Source organism: Paenibacillus sp. JNUCC32 (assembly GCF_014863545.1).
GTDB classification, from domain to species: Bacteria; Bacillota; Bacilli; order Paenibacillales; family Paenibacillaceae; genus Paenibacillus_AQ; species Paenibacillus_AQ lautus_A.
In genome coordinates this window covers 2074637-2093080 of record NZ_CP062260.1, presented here as the reverse complement: position 1 = coordinate 2093080, position 18444 = coordinate 2074637, and the positions used below count along the sequence as shown (strand labels likewise).

The following is an 18444-nucleotide window of genomic DNA, read 5'->3' as shown; positions in this document are numbered from 1 at the left end:
AGCGCTTTCTTGTGCGTAATCATAAAATTGCACGCTCGGCTTCGTAAAGGCACACTTTCTCCCTTGCCGTACAATTTCGGAAACGGATGCTTTCCAAGCCTTGATTTTACTAGGTTTTTCATTAGGCGGATTCGATTAAAAAACGTCCGCCAAGACGTTCGATCCCCTTCGATTAAGCAGACGGCTGACTTCCCTTTTACGCAAAAGATTGGCGAGATCGCCGTCTCCTTAATCGGCCATTTGCCGGAATGTGCTCGGCGACACGCCGCGAACCCGCTTGAAGGCCCTCCGAAATGAATGGGCGCTGTTATACCCTACCTGCGCGGCGATCTCGTCAATCGTCAATAGGTTCTCCTGCAGCAGCTCGGCCGCCTTGCCGATCCTCACCAGCTCAACGTAGTCCGAAGGATTCGTTCCCGTATGTTCCTTGAACATTTGGGAGATATACTTTTCGGGCTTGCCAATATGCTCCGCGATACGATAAAGCGTCAACTCTGCGTCGGAGTAACGCTCGTGGATATAGCGGCTGATCTCACCCACGGTCTCGGCATGCATGTCGCATTTTTTCTTCCGGACGTCCATGCAGATATCATGAATGAGCTTCCCGAATCTGTCTCTGAGCTGATCGACCCCGTCCGTCGTCGAAACGGCAGCGATCTGTTCCTTGATATGGTCGGTCAACGGCTCGTCGTGGAATATTTTTTGTTCGGCCAGCTTCAAAAAGGTTCCCTTGAGCTCCGTCACAAACTGCTGCGTCATATCGTACGACAGCTCCCTTTCTTCAAAGTTCCGGCTGAGCAGCTGGTCAAGAAGGCGGCTTGTTTCCTCCAGTTCACCCGCCTTAAGCGTATTGAGCATACGCTGTTCGGATTCAATCGGATAATAGTACAGCTCCGTTGCTTTCATGGCATCCTCGAACCGGGTGATGCCGACTGCCCCAGTATGGACGGCATATTCCAACGCTTGCTGCGCTTCGTTGAAAGAGTCAGCTACGCCGTTCCACGCGTCGAACACCGAACCCAGCCCGATCGTGATCGACAATCGATGCTGCCGATATACGGTATCGACCAGTTCGAGCAGACCGGCTTCCAGGCGACGATGTAAATCGTCCAGCGGCTCTCCGGCAAGCGCATGCACGAAAGCGATCTGGTCCGAACCCCAGTCCGTAACCAGCACATCGGGTTCCAGCAGACTCAAGGCCTGCCGGACGATCAACCGTGCGACGCTGAGTTCCTGGATGATTTCCTCACTGTCAGCGCTGCCATATCCGGCAACTTTTAGAATGCCTGCACGTCCATGCTCGCCGCGGAGGCGGACTCCGGTTTGACCGGAGACCGCCTCAATCTCGCGCAGCGTATAGAAGTCGCCTGTCAGCAGCCGCTTGATAAACGCATCCCTAAGCAGCGGGAGCTGATCGTTCAGTGAAGACTCCAGCAATTTATTGTTTGCGATCAGCGCCGCGATATTGCCGGCCAGGAAATCATACTCGTTACCGATCTTCTCCCGAGAAATGTGGTTTTGCTCGCGAAACACGGACAGGAGCGAATGGAGCTTAACACTGTGCCGGTACGCGAGCACAAGTCCGATCAGCAAACCGATGACCAGCGCAGCCAGCGTAAACGTCGTCGTGACCCGCTGGATTTTGTCGGCCTTCGTCAACAGCACCTGCTCGGGTATTCCGGCCATATAGGTCCACCCGTTCAGGTCGGACCGGATGGAAATCAACAGTCTGCCGTCGCCCGTGGGGCTGATTTCGCCGTTTTCGTCTCCCGGAGCTTCGGTGAAGCGCTTGGCTTCCTCTTCGCCGATGCCGCGGGACAGGATCAAGCTGCCTTCCCGGTCCGCAACCACCGCCCAGCCGCCGTATTGGTCCACGATGTTTTGCAGCAGGCTGCCCATATGATCTTCATCGATCATAACGCCGATCATCGCCTGTGGATTGTTGAAGCTGTTAAGCGGTATCGACTGCAGAAACGTGACTGCCGGCTTTTCGACAAACACCGTATCGCGGATTTCCCGCCTATATTTCTTAAGCGGAATCAACTCATTTAGATGAGGTTTCTTTATTACGGCCTCTTCCCATTCCTCGAACGTCATTCCTTCAAGCCGATTCGCCTCGTAATAATGCTCAGGCCGGTAATAGACGGTGCTCGGCGTAATAATGGCGTTATAATTGCGTATGTAGATGAAGAAATTGGACAGGTAATCGTTCGTGCTGCTGTACATGGACAGACTGCGCTGCATCCTCCCCAAGCCGTAAACGTTGTTGCTGTCGAGCGGCTTGGGATCGGCGATCAGACGATATAAATCCTGATTGATCGCAAGCTGCTTCGTGAAGGCTTCCACCTCCACCAGATGCCGCTCGATGATCTCTTTTCCCAGATTCAATGAACTCAGACTGTTTTCGATCGAGCTTGATTTTGCTACTTCAATCGAAGCCCTGTACGATGCATAACCTGCGATTTGGGGGATTAACAGCACAATCAGGTAGGAAATCAGAAATCTGCGGAACACCGGGGAGAACTTGGACCATAAACGCTGCATATGTACCCTCCTCTATAGAAAGCGTTTTCAAATATGAAGCAATTCGATGATACACTTGACTGTTCGCAAGAAAAAGGTACAATTCCTTCCTCGGAGTACAATTGCAAACGATATGGCAATAGGTTAGGAGCGAAAGGACGCAAATTCCTTTACGAGGCAATATGATCAATCGGAGTTAATATAAACATTAAGGGGTTTGGGTTTGGCAGGAACCACTGCGAGCTGAGTGTCGGCACTTCGTGGATTTCCTTATTGATTACCAGCCCAGAACAAAGAGCTGCCCTTCCAAGTCACCCTTGTGACTTGAAGACAGCCCTTATCATACGCTTTGTTAACAGTACCGTAGACGATGTGTTACCGGAGTTCACCTACAAAAGTCGTAACGCTTTGCGCGGGAAGATGAGCCCAGAAATTGTTCCCTGTTATATTGAGAGACGTTCCGGGTTGAAGATTGCTGCTGCTGCTCGTGATCCACCTTGATACCTGCGAAACGGATCCATTCTGAAGAACAAAGTTCTGATTGACCCCGGAGTTGTTCCGGTTTATGGCAACGATAACGATTTTGTTGTCGCCTTTATAGGCGGATACGTAAACGTTCGTTTCTGGATTTTTCGAAGCATCAACCCTGACATAGCCGGGACGGACAAACTTGGAGAAATGAGCCATATTGTAACCCCTCTTGCTGATCGTGCCGTCCTCTTTCATCGGACCGTAGGATCTGCGGATATACCACCATACGTAAGCTTGAAAATCTCCCTCTACCATCGCATTGTGGATATGGTAAGACACATCCAAGGCTTCAGGCCAGCGATCCGCCGAGTTGTTGTCGCTATTCGGGTAATACACCTCGGTCATCCAGAGGTCTTTTCCCGCTCCTTTTTGTTTGAATAATGGATACGCAAAATTGCTAACTTGGGTACCGTACAGATGAGCGCCAAGAATATCCATATTGGCAAGCGCCTGGGGATCATTTAGAATCGGGTCCGACATATTTTTCAGATATTGGAACGATTCCGGTGCGATCACTCTGCTGTTGATCGATCCGGCATGTTCTTTCATAAAGCGAAGCATTTCCTGCGGCGTCCACCACGTCCAGTCATGCGCATAATCGGGCTCGTTCTGGACGGAAATCGCGTAGAGATTCACGCCATTGTTTCTCATGTAGGTTACGAAATCGTTAAGATGCTGGGCATACGCGGCATACTTGTCGTAACGAAGTCGCTTTGCCGACGTATCGCCGTTGCGGTTGAAGGTCTCGACCATGTCGGCGGGCGGATTCCATGGCGAAGCGAATACGATAGCTCCAAGGGCAATCGCTCGTTTGGCCGTATCCAGTTCACGGTACCACTGATTTCGGTCTTCGTGCACGTAGATTCTTAATATCGAGAATCCTAACTGGTTGTTTCCGTTTCCGAATGCGGTTTCTCTCTGTGCTGCCGTCAAATCTCCGATCCATGCCGGGTGGTTGATGCCTCCGAAACCGCGTATCACTTGTTTCTCCGACGATACATTCACAACGGCGTCGCTGGCTGCGGCAACATCGTCAGGTGCCGGCAAAAGGGACAACGCAAGGACAAGGGCCAAACATGCACTTATGGCTTTCTTATAACGTGAAATCAAGAAACGATTCATGAGACTGCTCCTCCCAAAATTTTTTTTGGATTCGAGTCAGGATGCACTCGGTTGAATTCATATCCGACCTTTCAATTCCACTCCATCCCTTCCTCAGCTAGCAATCGCTTTATCGCTTTGGAAGCCTCGACGAATAGTTGGGGATTGGTAAATCCCTCGAACCTTCCAGCGGCCCGCAGATGCGGCTCCAAGGACAGAAAGCCGGAGTACCGCCTGCGGCTAAGCTCTTGAAGGAGCAGACGTAGCTCGCCGTCTCCATCGCCTGCGGGCACGACCATCCCCTTCCCCATCATGGCGTCTTTGACATGGATATACGCCGTATAGTCGCCGACCAATGGGTAGGCCTCACCTACGGGTTTCACGCCGCACTGCACGAAATTCGCCGGATCGAATGCCGCCCGCAAATGGGGGGACGAAACTGATTGAAGCAACTCCAAGCATCGCTCGCCGGTGTCTCCGTAAATATGACTTTCGTTTTCATGAAGCAGTACAATGCCTTCCTGCTCTGCCAACTGAGCGAGCCGAAGCATGCGCCGTATTACCTCTGGCCGATACTTCTCGTGGTCTCCGTCGGGAATGTAAAAGGAAAACACGCGGACATAAGGCGCCTGGAAATACTTAGCCAAACAAACGGCATGCTTGGCATGTTCGAGATGAGGTTCAAAGTCGTCGGTGATTTGGATTTTCCCGATCGGCGATCCGATTGAGGAGACTCCGACTCCCCGCTGCGATAATCGTTCTTTTATGCCAGACAACTCTTCTTCCGTCAACTGCAGCACGTTTTTCCCCCATACGCCTCGAAGCTCAAGATAACGGATGCTTTCGGATTCAAGGACATCCAGCTGTTCCTCCAAATCCGGGGAGATCTCATCCGCAAACCCGGTTAACGTGATCATTCGACCATTCCCTTTCTTAGCTGAAAATTTCGATAATCGCAAGCGGCGATTCCATAGTAAAATTACAATCCAATCACAGGTTGTAAAAGTTCATTAAGACGTTACAATTTTTTTAAAAGGAGGCGATTTTCGCATGGAGCTTGAATATCACCCTCATCTCGTACCGAATATCTTTCTGTTCGTAGACCGTAAATGTTATCCGGATTGGAAAATTCAGAAGTCCCGAATCGGATTTCATGATTTGACGTTCGTTGTTGAGGGCCGGGCAAACTACTACATTAACGGCAAAAAATTTGCAGTCGAAGCAGGCGACCTGGTATACGTTCCCGGAGGAAGCGTACGAGAAGCCCATACATGTAAGGAATCGCCCATGCATGCGTATCCGTTCAATTTTTTCTGGGCCGATCCGCATAATTATATCCGGCTTCCGTTTGGCGTGGTCACAAAGAAATTGATCACCAAGGAGATTCTTGCCTACATCCGGGAGTTTAACCACGTGTGGATGAATAAACAACCGTTTTATATGATTCATGCACGTGCATTGTTCGAACTCATTCTCCACCGGCTGCTTCACGCTATGCATCGCCAAACGATCCTGCATATGGATCCGCGGATCAAGAAACTGACCGCATTCATCGAAGAACACTATGCCGAGGACTTGTCAATAAACGATTTTGCCGAGCAGTTCAATCTTCACCCCGTTTATTTAGGAAAACTATTCAAAATAAACACCGGTTCGACCTACAAGGAATACCTGCAGCGCGTTCGCGTAAATAATGCTGAAATCATGCTGGCGACCGGCAATTGTACTGTAACGGAAGCCGCGGAATGCTGCGGTTTTTATGACCTTTCCTATTTCAGCAAAGTGTTCAAGGAATCGAAAGGCTATCCTCCCTCTGCCATTAAGAGGCATTAATCGAAATCGCTTTCCAACACGAATGGCTTTACCTGAAGCCGCCCTCCTAATCGAAAGAGGATGCGAGGGCAGCTGTTATGCTTGACGATCCCTGCTCACTTTTTCCAAACTGTATCAATCGCGGCCTGGAACGGTGCTTTATATTTCTCGACGACCGTCGAAACCGGGATGCCTTCCATGATCTCCCCTATAAAATCGTAATAAGGCATCGATGGATATCCGCTCTCGGTATCGATCACTTTAATGCTCTCACCGGCCATCTTGGCATTTTCAATATCGTCCTCGTTGCTGAATAAAGTCTCCAGCGTAGATTGTTTCGGATAGTCGTAGATCGAGTCGATATCGTTGATTTTCTCATAAATGTAGACCAGTCGTTCGGGATGCTTCACCGCGCTTGGAATCGTCAAGTAGTTTGGGATCGTATTATGCGAATGATACCCTGTGGCGCTTGGCCCTTTCGGGAATGGAAGAAAGCCGATATCGTAATCCGGCATGTCCTGCTTGAAGTTCTCCATTTCATAGTCGCTGCCGGCAAGCATCAATGTGTTGCCTTGGCGGAAAAATTGGCCCGCCTCAGTCCAGTCCCCTCCTTCCGTAGGCCTGCCAACCGCCTCGGTTGCAAGTCGCGATAAGAAGTTCAATACTTCCAAGGTTTTTGGATCCTCGAGTCCTTGCTGATCGAGAATGACCAGATTCGCCTCGTTCGAAGCCATGGCAGGAACCAGCAGGGAAGCGGTTGCAAGCCCCCAAATATCCAACTTGCCGTCGTTATTTGAATCTTTGTTCGCTTCTTTCGCGACTTGAATGAATGTGTCCCAGTTCCAGTTGTCTTCGTTGACGTATTCCTGCAACGGCTTTATGCCCAATTGATTCATTAGCGTGCGATTATAGAAAATGCCGGATGATGCGCCGTTGATGCCGGTCCGAAATCCGTAGCCTCTTCCTTCGTATTGGGAGTACTCGTTCGTGTACTGCTGGATGAATACCTTCTCATTCTTGGTGTATTCATCCACTGGCGCGAACAAACCTTGATTGACCAGCGTCGGAATCATCCATGGCCTTGCAACCCGGATGATATCGCCGATCGGTTCGCCCGCTACCAGCGAAGCTGTCACCTTGTCCTGATATTCGCCGAAATCCACGGTTACGTATTCCATTTTAAAATTATGCTTTTCCATTAACTCTTCCAAATTTCGTTTCCGATTAATGTTGTCAGGGTTGTCTTCCTGAATGGACTCGTCATACCAGGACACCCATTTGATGGTGCTGCCGCCCATATCAAAATCCATTTCCGGCGTACCGGTTATGTCTTCTTGGGCGCTTGGTTTGTCTGCCCGTTCCTCGTCTTTCACTCCAGGCGCGTTGACGGCCTCTTCCGCTTTGCCGGGCTCGACTGTCTTCGCGTCGCCGCCCGAACCGCTGCTGCATGCCGTCATGATCACCAGAATCAGGCTGCAGAACAGCAGACTGATCTTACGCATCCACATGCGTTATTCCCCTCCCTTGGTCATGGCTGCATTCATGTTGCAGCGCTTACATTTTGTAGCTACCAAGATCATATAACTGCTTGCTTTAACGGACCAGAGAGAAACTAAACATGATTTGTAAATTCTAAAAGTGTTGATGCTCTGGGCAACGCAAAGGGCCGGAAAGTGGAAAGCGCATGAGCATCGGCTAGACGGTGTGCCCAATCTGAATTCATCATTGGCAAAGGATTAACCTCGGGTTCACGTCGTCAAAACGCAAAAGAAGCGCTGCGTACCCGCACACGGGAACACGGCGCTTCTTTTGTTCTTCATGTTCAACAATTCGCACAAACCGAGAAAAGTTGTTGTTCCGTCAGCCTTCCACCAATGCTTCCACCTGCACATCCAGGTATACGGACGCAAGCGCTGGATTCAGGTCCTTCTCTTCCGTCAAGCCCAGCATCGGTTCACCGTCAACGTCGAAATGCACGCGACGGAGACCCGAGCAGCGGGGCTCTCCGATGCCTGGACGAGCGTGATATACGCTCCAGATCGTTCCTTCCTCGTCCTTCACATAAGAATTGTGTCCTGGCCCGTATTCGCCCGGCACGCTTCTGGAGGTTAGCAGCGGGTAATTTCGCTTCGTCCATTGGTTCGGGTCAAGCAAATCAGCGTCAGAATTGACGGTGAGCATGCCGACGCAATACGTGGCATCGACCAGAGCACCGGATATCGTCACGAAGATCTTCCGGTCTGTCATGAGTGCAAAGGGCCCTTCCTCCACGAACGTTTGATTGTTCGCCCAGCCGTAATCGGGCTTGGACAGCAGGACAGGCTCCGATATCAGTCTCCACGGTTCCCTCGGATCCGCCTCGGCGATATAGATCCACGAGCCCAGGTCATGCGGTACCAATTCCCTTTGCGCCCAGAGCACATATAAACGGCCTTTCCGCGCTAATACGGTCATGTCCAGCGTTATGCCGGCTTGAAACAGCGGGCTTCCGTCATGCCTGGCGACCCGGATCGGGGTCCCCCAATCCGCAGCCATTCTCGGATTGCCGCCATTCTTTAACCGCATAACATGCGATTGAATGTCTTTGAACTCGCCGCTGCTGCCGGCAAGAAAAATATACAGATCGCCGCCGATGCCATGAAGCTCAGGCGCCCACAGAAATCGCTTCAGATGATCATGCATGCCTGAATCCAGGATTTTGGTTTCTTCTGCCGAGACCAGACCGAATATGGAATCCGCCTCCCGGATCGATATCGTATGGTTGCCGTCGGCATCATTGGTCGCGACAAAATAATACCTTCCGTCCCACTGCGCAATGCAAGGGTCGGCACGGTTCATCGCCATAGGAAACGTATAGCGATCCTGCCGAATGCTTCCAGAAATGCGATAAGTTCCGGGACGGCTCCAATCGATCTCGGACGCATCCCACTCAATCGGCTTGATCGCGGTTGTGCCATCACTGTATATCGCCGTCACTTTAACGGCTTGTAACTGTTCTTTGGACGTAACGGCCACACGCTCCGGCAGTTCATTACGCACATGAACCGGTACCGTAAGCTTATGAATCAGCCTCTGAGCCACGCCTCGCGATACACGAATCGCATTGCGGGGCACTGCTCCTTCAATGTCGACGCGTCTCGGGCTTAGCGTGAAAGCTTCGCGCGGCTTCGGCTTGGCAGCGTCGTCCGGGCATGTCACGTCCGCCATTTCCCTTTGATAATACCTACCGTCTTCTTCACGCCAACGAAGGATATACCTTCGGGAAGCATGTTCATATTCGCACATGATATCTTGTACATGAAGCCCGTTCGTTAGGTTCAACAGACCGAGCTCCCGATACTGCAGCAAGTCCGGGGAAGTGAACAAAAGCACCGAGCCCTTGCTCTGCTGATCGGGAGAACCGTCCGCTTCCGTCCGAATGACCAGTACGCCAAAGTTTCCGTCAGCCATGTGGAACAGGTACGGATTCTTCAAACTCTTGGCGGACAGCGTGGCGTTTGAGCGCTCGGCGGCTTTAGCGAACAGCACCCCCGAGTTGTGATTAAGCTCCCGATAACTCATTCCGTCATCGGTGTAAGCGAGATGCATGCTATATGCAAGCTTCGGGGAATAGATTTCCGGTTCAAGCGGTTCTCTCGTATAGCAGAGAACGCTGTGAATTTCATTTTCCATACGCTGCTCCTTCCCTCCTAACGGATAAGGCTTTTCAAGAATAATCTCTTCCAGCTTTGCACCCGGCTTCGAGTAATGAATATTCACTCCGATCGTCCCGCCGAACAGGAACGTTATATGAGACCTCCGACAACTTACATCTCTCAAATCTCCATTACGGAAATGGCAATTTTACCGATCGCAGTATCCTCCTGTTTGATCGTACTGGTCCTCAGCCTAGATCTATCGCAGGAATGGATGTTGATCGGCTGGACACACAGAATATTTTTATTTTTCTCTCTTCACTATAATTTTGTACGCGTTACTTTGAAGTAAATTTGATAAGGTTCGTACCCGATATCCCGAATTCGTTTGAATGTGATGGCAGGTTCCTGGTTGACTGTCTTGAAGAAATACCGCCAACTCCCCCATTCACGTTCATTTTCGTTCTCGATAGCGGACGCAATATCCTCATCCCACATATAGAGCTGCTGTTCTGATTCGCACAAGCCTGCCAACACTTCTGGCCCGTATCGGAAGGCACCTGTTCGTTCGTCGTCCGGTAGCGGGACAAACCGAATGCCGATTGGCAGCATAATCGAGACGGTATCGCCTTCCTTCCATGCTCTGTGAATGTCATAGAAGTTCTCGCTGTCCAGAGTCGTCCCTTGCAGAACGTCATTGACGTACACGGATGCTCCCGCCATGATCCACTCAGGTATGCGGAAGCGGAGCGTGAACGTTGTCGGTGCGGCAGCAAATACAATGAAATCGTATTTGCGAAAAGTAGGTATATTTTGATTTATCGACGCTGTATCATTAATAGCTTGGTACCCGGCCGTGTTAGACGAGGATAGGAGGCTCCCGCTCATTTTGTCCTGCGTCTGTACGATCCGTATGAGGGTTCCAGCGATACTTGTGTCCAACTCGGAATCGAAATATTGATTGATATAGACGATATCCCCGTCCTGATAATAAATTCCCATGTTCCAGGCCGCATTCGCCTGAACCATCGTGCCGTGGCAGCAGAAGAAGCTGTCGGTTTCCGTGCTCCACTCCTTGCGCAGACCGGCCTTCATGGGGAGGAAATAGGTCAGCAGGCCGGTTCTAGGATAGTTATGCTGACTACCAGTCAAACCATATTCCTGATAATAGGCTTGCGCCATAATGCCATTGTATAGATTGTACTCGATATATTGCGCGTAGGTAGGGTCGCCAGATTGACGAAATAAGAAATCTGCTAGTCGGATCATGTTATAGACAGTACAATGCTCCTGATTTTTGTCACCTAGGCGGGCCTTCATCTTCATCTTCGGCATCCAGACCTCTCCAGCGGTTTGACCGCCAGTCGCAAGGCTTCCCCTTTCCGTTACAGCGCAATTCCAATACGCTTGGACGATGGACAGCCACCTGTCATCTCCGGTAACCTCATAAGCTCTCGCACAGCCGAGCACTTCCGGTATCGTAGTGTTAGCATGCATATTCGTAAGCGGATCCTTGCCCTCCAGCAAGGGTTGAAAGAGCCGACTGCGATAATACCGGTCTAACAGCACACGATATTTGTCCGCTCCGGTTATGTGCAACAGATCGGCCCAAACCTCAAGCATTCCGCCTGTCTCCACATCGAGAATATCGTCGAATTGCTCTCTTGTGAATGTGCCGCTCCATTCGACAAACCAGTCCGCGAACCGATCCACGATATCCAGGGCCTGCCGATTACCGGCATATTGCCAGGCATCGACCAACCCCATTAATATTTTGTGCAAATTGTATTGGGGCGCCCAGATGCTTTTTCCGCTTGCAATCCAGTGCAGATATTTTTCGGGAATCGGACCGACCCACTGACCGCCGTTATCGCGTTGGCATTCATGCAACTCATGCACAATAGCATCCAGTTTGGCCTTTAATTCGATGTCGCCGCTTTCTTCATAATGCAACGCCGCACCAGACAACCAATGACCAAGAAAATGGCCGCGCAATTGGCAGACCGGCGTTTCCCAACCGCCGTGCGCACCTTCGGGAATCGTTCTTCCATGAAATCTTCCGGCCTCCAAATGATAATTAAACAACAGATGACCGCTGTCCAGCTTCATCAGATAGCTTCTGTTCGCTCGTTCCCTGCGAATCAGTTCTTGCTCTTTCAAAATGACCTGTTTGCCTCTCAATGCTTTCATTGAGTTCCTCCCTTCGATATGTCGGCAGAACGAGCTTTTAATCTTTCAGCCCGGATACCGCAATGCCTTTAATAAAGTACTTTTGTCCTGACATAAACAGCATAATAGGCGGAACGAGAACCATCGTGGCCGCCGCCATCAACAACTCCCATTGAGCTGTGTAATAGCCAATAAATTGCTGCAGGCCAAGCGCCAGCGTGAACTTAGATTCCTTGTTGATGTAAACAAGAGGGCCCAAAAAATCGTTCCACACACCCAGAAACTGAAACAGCGCAACCACAATGACGGCCGATTTGGATAAAGGAAAAATAACATGCGTGAAAATGTAAAAATAACCTTCTCCGTCAACAAGAGCTGCTTCGTCATTTGGGGATCGTTCTATGCGATGACCCGGCACCGCTTTCTCATAATCATCCATCCACTCCCGGCTGGCTGGAGGTAATAAGTAAATATCGGCCGAATTGAAAATAGGTTCGATCAGCCCCTTATCCTCTCAGCCCTCCCTTAAACCGTTTCAGCCTGTCTCCGGTCGACAGCGTGTTTTTTCACAGCTATCTTGCAGACTAAGGGTCACCCGGATGAACAGTTCAGTGTAATCTTTACTATGTCGGGCAGCAGCTCAGAATAGGAAACTTGGCTCAATTTCTCCAACGTTCATGAAGATCCATCTTTGTGTTTTCCATATCGTCTATTTCACAGTAAGCTTCTGGCGGCGTCATACCACCACGGAAGGGTCGCTCTTGCGGGACATGCCGCGCTGGGCGGAGATCAGATTGTAGTAGATCCCCTGCTTTTTCATCAATTCTCGATGCGTGCCGATTTCGGCGATCCGCCCCTTATCAAGGACGATAAGTCGGTCGGCATTTCGCAGCGTGGATAGACGATGCGCGATAGCGATCGTCGTGCGATTCTTCGTCACCCGTTTCAGCGCTTCCTGGATGGCGGCTTCCGTCTCGATGTCAAGCGAAGCCGTTGCCTCGTCCAGAATGAGGATTCGGGGATCGTTCAGCACGGCCCGTGCGATTGCTATGCGTTGACGCTCGCCACCAGACAAGTTGTTCCCGTTCTCTTCGAGCCTCGTATCGTAACCGTCGGGCAAATTGATGATAAAATCATGCGCGTTCGCGATTTTGGCCGCCTCGATTACTTCTTCCGGTTTCGCGCCCGGCTTCGAATACTGAATGTTCTCCGCAATCGTCCCGCTGAACAGGAACGTCTCCTGCAGCACGACTCCGATCTGCGAGCGCAAATCTTCCTGCCGGATCATCCGGATATCGATATCGTCGATCCGAATCTCCCCTTCGTTCACATCATAAAAACGGGAAATCAGATTGATCGTCGTTGATTTGCCCGATCCGGAATGGCCGACGAGTCCGATCATCTCCCCCGGCTTCACGGTGAGGTTGATTTCCTTCAGAACAGGCTCATACGATCGGTAACCGAAAAAAACGTCGCGGAACTCGATCGAGCCCCGAATCCGGTGGCCCACCGCGTTCTTTGCATCGATGACTTCCGGCTGCTCGTCGATCACCGAGAATACACGATGCATAGATATGACGGCATTCGCGATCCAGCGCGGCATGAACATCAACCAGGAGATCGGCCCGAATATCATTGCGGCGTAAGCGCTGAACTGAATCAGTTCGCCAACGTTCATTTCCCGGCCGATAATCATGTAGCAGCCGATCATGAGGACGAGATATTGGCCGATCTGAATCAAATAATTCGAGATCGGCGATAAAACGCTGTACAATTTCTCGCTCTTGATCGCGGCTGCGGCAAATTCGCCGTTGTATTTCCGGAATCTGCGGATTTCCCGCTCTTCCTGGCCGAACGCCTTCACGACCCGGATGCCGCTTAAAACGTCGTGAAGGAATGAGTTCGCCTTATCGGAGATTCGCCACTGCTTGTGAAACAGCTTGTGCAGCACGCGTCTCCAAATATAGTAGTGCAGATAAGCAACGAACGGAGCGGGAAGGAGCACGACCAGCGCTAGCCGCCAATCGGCGGTAAAGAGCAGCGCCGCTGACGCGACCAGGATGATCAGTTGGTAGATGGCCGTTGTGCACATCTCCTGAATCAAATGACGGATGCGGTCCGTATCGGCCGTCACCCTGTTCATCAGGTCTCCTGCCCGCTGGGACGTCAAAAATCCGAGCGACATGTTCTGAATCCGATCGAATACCGTTTTGCGCAAATCGGCCGCAATGCCCGTACTGACGCTGGCCATGATCCGGTTTTTGGCGATGCCGAGCAGCTCGCCGAAGGCCAGGGCGAACAGCATCCCGGCGAGGGCAAGGAAGAACACCCTAACGTTCGCTTCTTGCCCGGCGGGGGGCAGCAGCGCAGCGTTGACGAGTAGCTTCTGGAAATAGGGTCCAGCCATCGCCAGTCCCGAAGCGACGATCAGAACGCCAAGCCCAAGCATTAAGCCTCGCCAGTGCCTTCTCGACACGAGAAGCAGTCGTTTGAAAGCGGCTGTTCTGCTCATGCATCGGGGACACACCCGCGTACCCGGGACAAGCGATCGTCCGCAAGCTGCACAAACCGGATCCGCTTCATCATGATAAATACGGATGGGGCGATTGGCAGCCATGTCATTCAAGATTTGGGCGATATAGCCGTACCTGGCCGCATGCTGCATCGTCACCCGGACGACGATTCGCTTCGTCTCGTTCTCCGTGGCTTCGAGCACTGCATTGCCAACGAACGGCACCAGCTTATAATCGCTGGCGTCCGCGATGTTTCCCTCGTCTCGCACCTGGCCGTCTTGCACATAGGCCCACCTGCCACCGCCGATCGCAAGATAGCCTTCCACCCGCCGCCCTTCCAGCGACAGGTCGGCCGGGACGCAATAAGCGATCTCCGCTCCGACGACTTGCCGCACCGCCGCTAGATCCTGCTCTGAAAGCGTGAAATTCAAATTCATCGATTGTCCTCCGTTACCGCCGTTTACAATCTCATTTCGACCATTCGGTATTCCTTTTCGCTCAGACGGTCCACCTGAGGGATGACGAATCGGTTTCCGTCGACGTCGATAATCAGCAGGCGGTTCTCCGCCGCGAACTTGACGTTGCCGCTGCCGTTTCGCACCGTAAACCTGCACAGTCCGGCAGTCGTTGCAACTTCCCAATAGGAATAGCCGAACTCCTCGGTTACGGCAATAACCTTCGTTATTGCCGGCGTGAAATAACGGATTATCATCTGCCTTTCAATCAGGGAGGCCGTGCCTTGGGGAAAATCGTCAAGATGGCGGATCATGCCGATCTCCTTGTTATCCGCCGTACGAATCGACAAGAATGAGCGCTGGTTCGTATGCGGAAAGGAACAATGCACGTAAACCGGCGAATGCACTTCGCCCCCGGTACAGACCGATAGCATACGTCCGTTCGTCTCCGTAAAATCCGTATTGCCCGGGGTCAAATATCGGATGCCTGCCGCATCCGCCAGCTCTGTCCCCCGATGTTCGTCCATCGTCGTCATGCGATGATCTCCCCCTTCATTCTGAGCGCTTCGACATGTTTGCGGACCAGTTCCCTATAGACGCCCTCCATCGCCATCAGCTCGTCGTGCGTGCCCTCTTCGACGATGACGCCTTTATCCATCACAACCAAGAAATCGGCTTGCCTTAACGTGGACAGCCGGTGGGCGATCGCGATCGTCGTCCGTCCTTTGACAAGCGAATCGAGCGCCTGCTGAATTTGCAGCTCCGTCTCCGTATCGAGCGAGGCGGTCGCCTCGTCTAGAATGAGCACCTTTGGGTTGTGCAGCACAGCCCTGGCGATCGACAGCCTCTGCTTCTCCCCGCCGGACAAGCTGTAACCGCCCGATCCGACCTGGGTATCATAGCCGTCCGGCAGCTTTTCGATGAAATCGTGCGCATTCGCGATTTTGGCCGCATGCAGAATGTCCTCCGTCTGGCAATCGGGATCGGCGTACGCGATATTTTCGGCGATGCTGCCCGAGAACACATAGACATCCTGGGATACGATCCCGATATGACGCCGTAGTGAAGCTGTCGAAAGATCCTTGACATTGACGCCGTCGATCCGGATTTCCCCCTCGGTTACGTCGTACAATCGCGACACCAGATTGACAAGCGTCGATTTCCCCGCACCCGAATGGCCGACGACGCCGATCATCTGCCCCGGTCTCGCGCACAAGGACACCTGCTTCAAAATCGGTTTGTTCGGCTCGTAGCCGAACGAAACGTTATCGACCACGATATCGCCTTTCATCGCCGGCAAATGAACGGCGCCAGGACGCTCGGCTACATCCGGCACGGCATCCTGGATCTCGAAGATACGCTGCGCCGCCGCCATGCAATTGGACCACCAGCCGACGATATTGTTCATGAACTGAATCGGCCCGTACAGCATCATCATATAGTTGACGAACGTCAGCACGGCGCCGAACGACATCCGGCCTTGCATCACGTACCAACCGCCGAACGCCCAGATCAAGATCCCGCCCGTCTGCGTCAGAAAATTGAGCACCGGGAACACGGTTCCGCTCAATTTGTTGAAACGCTGTTCGGCCCCGGAGAATGCATCGTTCGCCCGCTGAAAGCGGCGGATCTCCACCTTTTCTTTACCGAATGCCTTGACGACCCGCGAGCCGCGAACCGAATCGCTGATGATTGAATTCAGGGCGCTCACCCTGCGGTGCCTTCGCCAGGACAAGCGCCACAGCTTCGGAAACGCGCTCCGGACAAGCCAAAGGACCAGCGGCATCGGCAGCAGGCAAATCAGCGTAAGCCGCCAATCCATCCAAAGAAGCACGGCGGTGATGCCGATGATGTTCAACGCATTTACGATGAAATAAGAAAGCCCGTCTACGAAGAAATATTGCAGTTCCTGTGCGTCGTTATTCACTCGGGTCATGAGATGACCGGTCTGCCTACGCATGAAAAAATCGAGCGACAACCGCTGCAACGCGGTAAATACGGCCGATTTCAAATCGAATGCGACCTTTGCCGCCAGTTTTGCGATAATGGTGCCGAACAAGACCCCGAATAACAGCGATAGCGTTCGGAATGCGAGAATGATCACAATGACAAGACCGATCTTCCCCGCGAAAGCGCCACTTCCGGCAAGCGCCTGATCAAAGAGCACCTTGCCTTGAAAATAAGGAATGACGAGACCGGTCGCCGAGTTGAGCAGCATAAACAACACGATAAAGAAGAGGGACAGCTTATACTTGCCCGCAAACGACAGCAAACGTGCGAAGACGGCATGCCTCTTCATGCATTTCGGGCAGAATGGCCTGCCTTCTTCAGGGTACATCAATCCGCATGTCGGACAGGAAGCCCCTTCCGATTCCTCGTTTTGTTCGAAGGCCTCAAACCGCTCGTTTTTCTTCATTTTGTCGAAGGCTCCCGCAAATCGGACGGCCTGTTTCATTTGACCGCTCGTGAATGCGCCGATCACTCGCTCTTCCCGCTCCTTGGCCACGACCATGCCGGAAGCGACCAGATTAACGATGACCAGGGATTCCAATCGTTCGACGGGAATGCGTTCCCATGCCCAATCGACGGAACGGTCTCTCCCCGGCTTGCCAGCGTCCTTGCTCCGGCGGGCTGCATCACTCGAAAACGTCTTCTCCTTCGAAGTGACGCTGCCACGAAAGATGTGAAGATATTCCCGGGACAAGACGAGATATCCGTCCGTATAGCCGCCGTCCGGCAACCGGTCACACTCCATCCAGTGCACCAGATCAGCGGATTTTGTACCTTTTCTGTCCAACATGGACATGATTTCCTTCGGCAGTAACGTCATGATCTTTTCGCCTTTCGGTCATTTTGGCTGAAAGTAAAAAGCCCGGCCATAAACGGACAAGGCTTCCTTGCACATTAGCTATCTTTAAAAAGGTGCTGAGAAAAATGATACAAATCGCTCTTCCATACGGACCAATCATGTCCGCCAGGTTCCTCAAACCAAATATGTGGAACCTGGTGCTCCGCCAAATACGCATGCGTCCGGTCGCTAATCGGCTTAAGACTGTCTTCGTCGCCGCATGAAAGCCACAGCAATTTGAGCCTGGCCGACGCTTCTTCCGGATGCGGGACGAGCTGTTCAGGAGATTTCGTATTGGGAGCCGGGGAAAAAGCGCCGATCCATGCGAAACGGTCGAGGTGCTTCAAGCCGATATTCAAGGATTGCCCCCCGCCCATGGACAACCCCGCAATCGCACGGTTTTCCCGACCTGTCGATACCGAATAACGCGACTCGACAAAGGGAATCAGGTCGTTTAGCAAATCGAATTCGAACGTCTCGAATGCTTTCACTTTGTCCGGATCAAACAGGTCCCCTTCAGCCCGATCGTTCGGCATCGCACGGCCATTGGGAAAAACGACGATCATCGGCGCGAGCTTCCCATCCGCGCATAGATTATCCAGAATCGTCTGCGGATCCGCATGGCGGTGCCATTCCGACTCATCACCACCGATCCCATGCAATAAATAAAGCACGTTGTACGTTTTATCATCGCCATACCCCGGAGGCGTGTAGATCATAGCCTTTCGATCATTGCCCACCGTTTCGGATGCATATCCCACCGTTTCGATTATTCCCCTGGCGATATGTTCCCGTTGCCGGTCGAATCCGGCCGGGGCCTTCTCCTTCATGTTCCTCTCCCCTTCATCTTATTGATT

12 protein-coding genes are annotated in these 18444 nt (G+C 52.0%); 1 reads left to right on the top strand and 11 read right to left on the bottom strand.

Features of this window, described 5'->3' with window-relative positions; translation table 11 throughout:
- Positions 1-228: 228 nt before the first annotated feature.
- The 3 genes from JNUCC32_RS09485 to JNUCC32_RS09475 form a co-directional block, all read right to left on the bottom strand.
- On the bottom strand, positions 229-2544 hold the full coding sequence (locus JNUCC32_RS09485) for a helix-turn-helix domain-containing protein (protein WP_192571792.1): 2316 nt from the start codon (positions 2542-2544) through the stop codon (positions 229-231).
- Between the two features lie 354 nt (positions 2545-2898).
- Positions 2899-4164, bottom strand: a complete 1266-nt coding sequence (locus JNUCC32_RS09480) for a glucuronoarabinoxylan endo-1,4-beta-xylanase XynC (RefSeq protein ID WP_192572637.1) — start codon at positions 4162-4164, stop codon at positions 2899-2901.
- Positions 4165-4247: 83 nt separating this feature from the next.
- The gene (locus JNUCC32_RS09475; protein WP_192571791.1) at positions 4248-5072 is read right to left on the bottom strand and encodes a sugar phosphate isomerase/epimerase family protein; all 825 of its coding nucleotides are present in this window, start codon (positions 5070-5072) and stop codon (positions 4248-4250) included.
- A 133-nt stretch (positions 5073-5205) separates the two neighbouring features.
- On the opposite strand from JNUCC32_RS09475, the gene JNUCC32_RS09470 reads away from it, so the two are divergent.
- On the top strand, positions 5206-5988 hold the full coding sequence (locus JNUCC32_RS09470) for a helix-turn-helix domain-containing protein (protein WP_096773837.1): 783 nt from the start codon (positions 5206-5208) through the stop codon (positions 5986-5988).
- 95 nt (positions 5989-6083) lie between these two features.
- Here JNUCC32_RS09470 and JNUCC32_RS09465 read toward each other — a convergent pair whose 3' ends face one another.
- The 8 genes from JNUCC32_RS09465 to JNUCC32_RS09430 all read right to left on the bottom strand — a co-directional run bounded on the left by JNUCC32_RS09465 (position 6084) and on the right by JNUCC32_RS09430 (position 18417).
- Entirely contained in the window at positions 6084-7475 is a 1392-nt protein-coding gene (locus JNUCC32_RS09465) for an ABC transporter substrate-binding protein (RefSeq protein ID WP_192571790.1), read from the bottom strand.
- 352 nt (positions 7476-7827) lie between these two features.
- Positions 7828-9726 (bottom strand): family 43 glycosylhydrolase, encoded by a 1899-nt coding sequence (locus JNUCC32_RS09460; RefSeq protein ID WP_228468913.1) that lies wholly within the window; start codon positions 9724-9726, stop codon positions 7828-7830.
- Positions 9727-9923: 197 nt separating this feature from the next.
- On the bottom strand, positions 9924-11792 hold the full coding sequence (locus tag JNUCC32_RS09455) for a beta-L-arabinofuranosidase domain-containing protein (protein WP_192571789.1): 1869 nt from the start codon (positions 11790-11792) through the stop codon (positions 9924-9926).
- Positions 11793-11829: 37 nt separating this feature from the next.
- Positions 11830-12210 (bottom strand): carbohydrate ABC transporter permease, encoded by a 381-nt coding sequence (locus tag JNUCC32_RS09450; protein ID WP_192571788.1) that lies wholly within the window; start codon positions 12208-12210, stop codon positions 11830-11832.
- 297 nt (positions 12211-12507) lie between these two features.
- Positions 12508-14721, bottom strand: coding sequence for an ABC transporter ATP-binding protein (locus JNUCC32_RS09445; RefSeq protein ID WP_192571787.1), 2214 nt, complete (start codon positions 14719-14721; stop codon positions 12508-12510).
- Between the two features lie 23 nt (positions 14722-14744).
- The gene (locus tag JNUCC32_RS09440) at positions 14745-15275 is read right to left on the bottom strand and encodes a DUF1854 domain-containing protein (protein WP_192571786.1); all 531 of its coding nucleotides are present in this window, start codon (positions 15273-15275) and stop codon (positions 14745-14747) included.
- Positions 15272-17539, bottom strand: coding sequence for an ABC transporter ATP-binding protein (locus tag JNUCC32_RS09435; protein ID WP_228468912.1), 2268 nt, complete (start codon positions 17537-17539; stop codon positions 15272-15274). Before JNUCC32_RS09435 ends, JNUCC32_RS09440 begins: the two co-directional genes overlap by 4 nt.
- A gap of 104 nt (positions 17540-17643) precedes the next feature.
- A complete protein-coding gene (locus tag JNUCC32_RS09430; protein WP_192571784.1) occupies positions 17644-18417 on the bottom strand; it encodes an alpha/beta hydrolase in 774 nt (257 codons plus the stop codon).
- Positions 18418-18444: the final 27 nt, after the last annotated feature.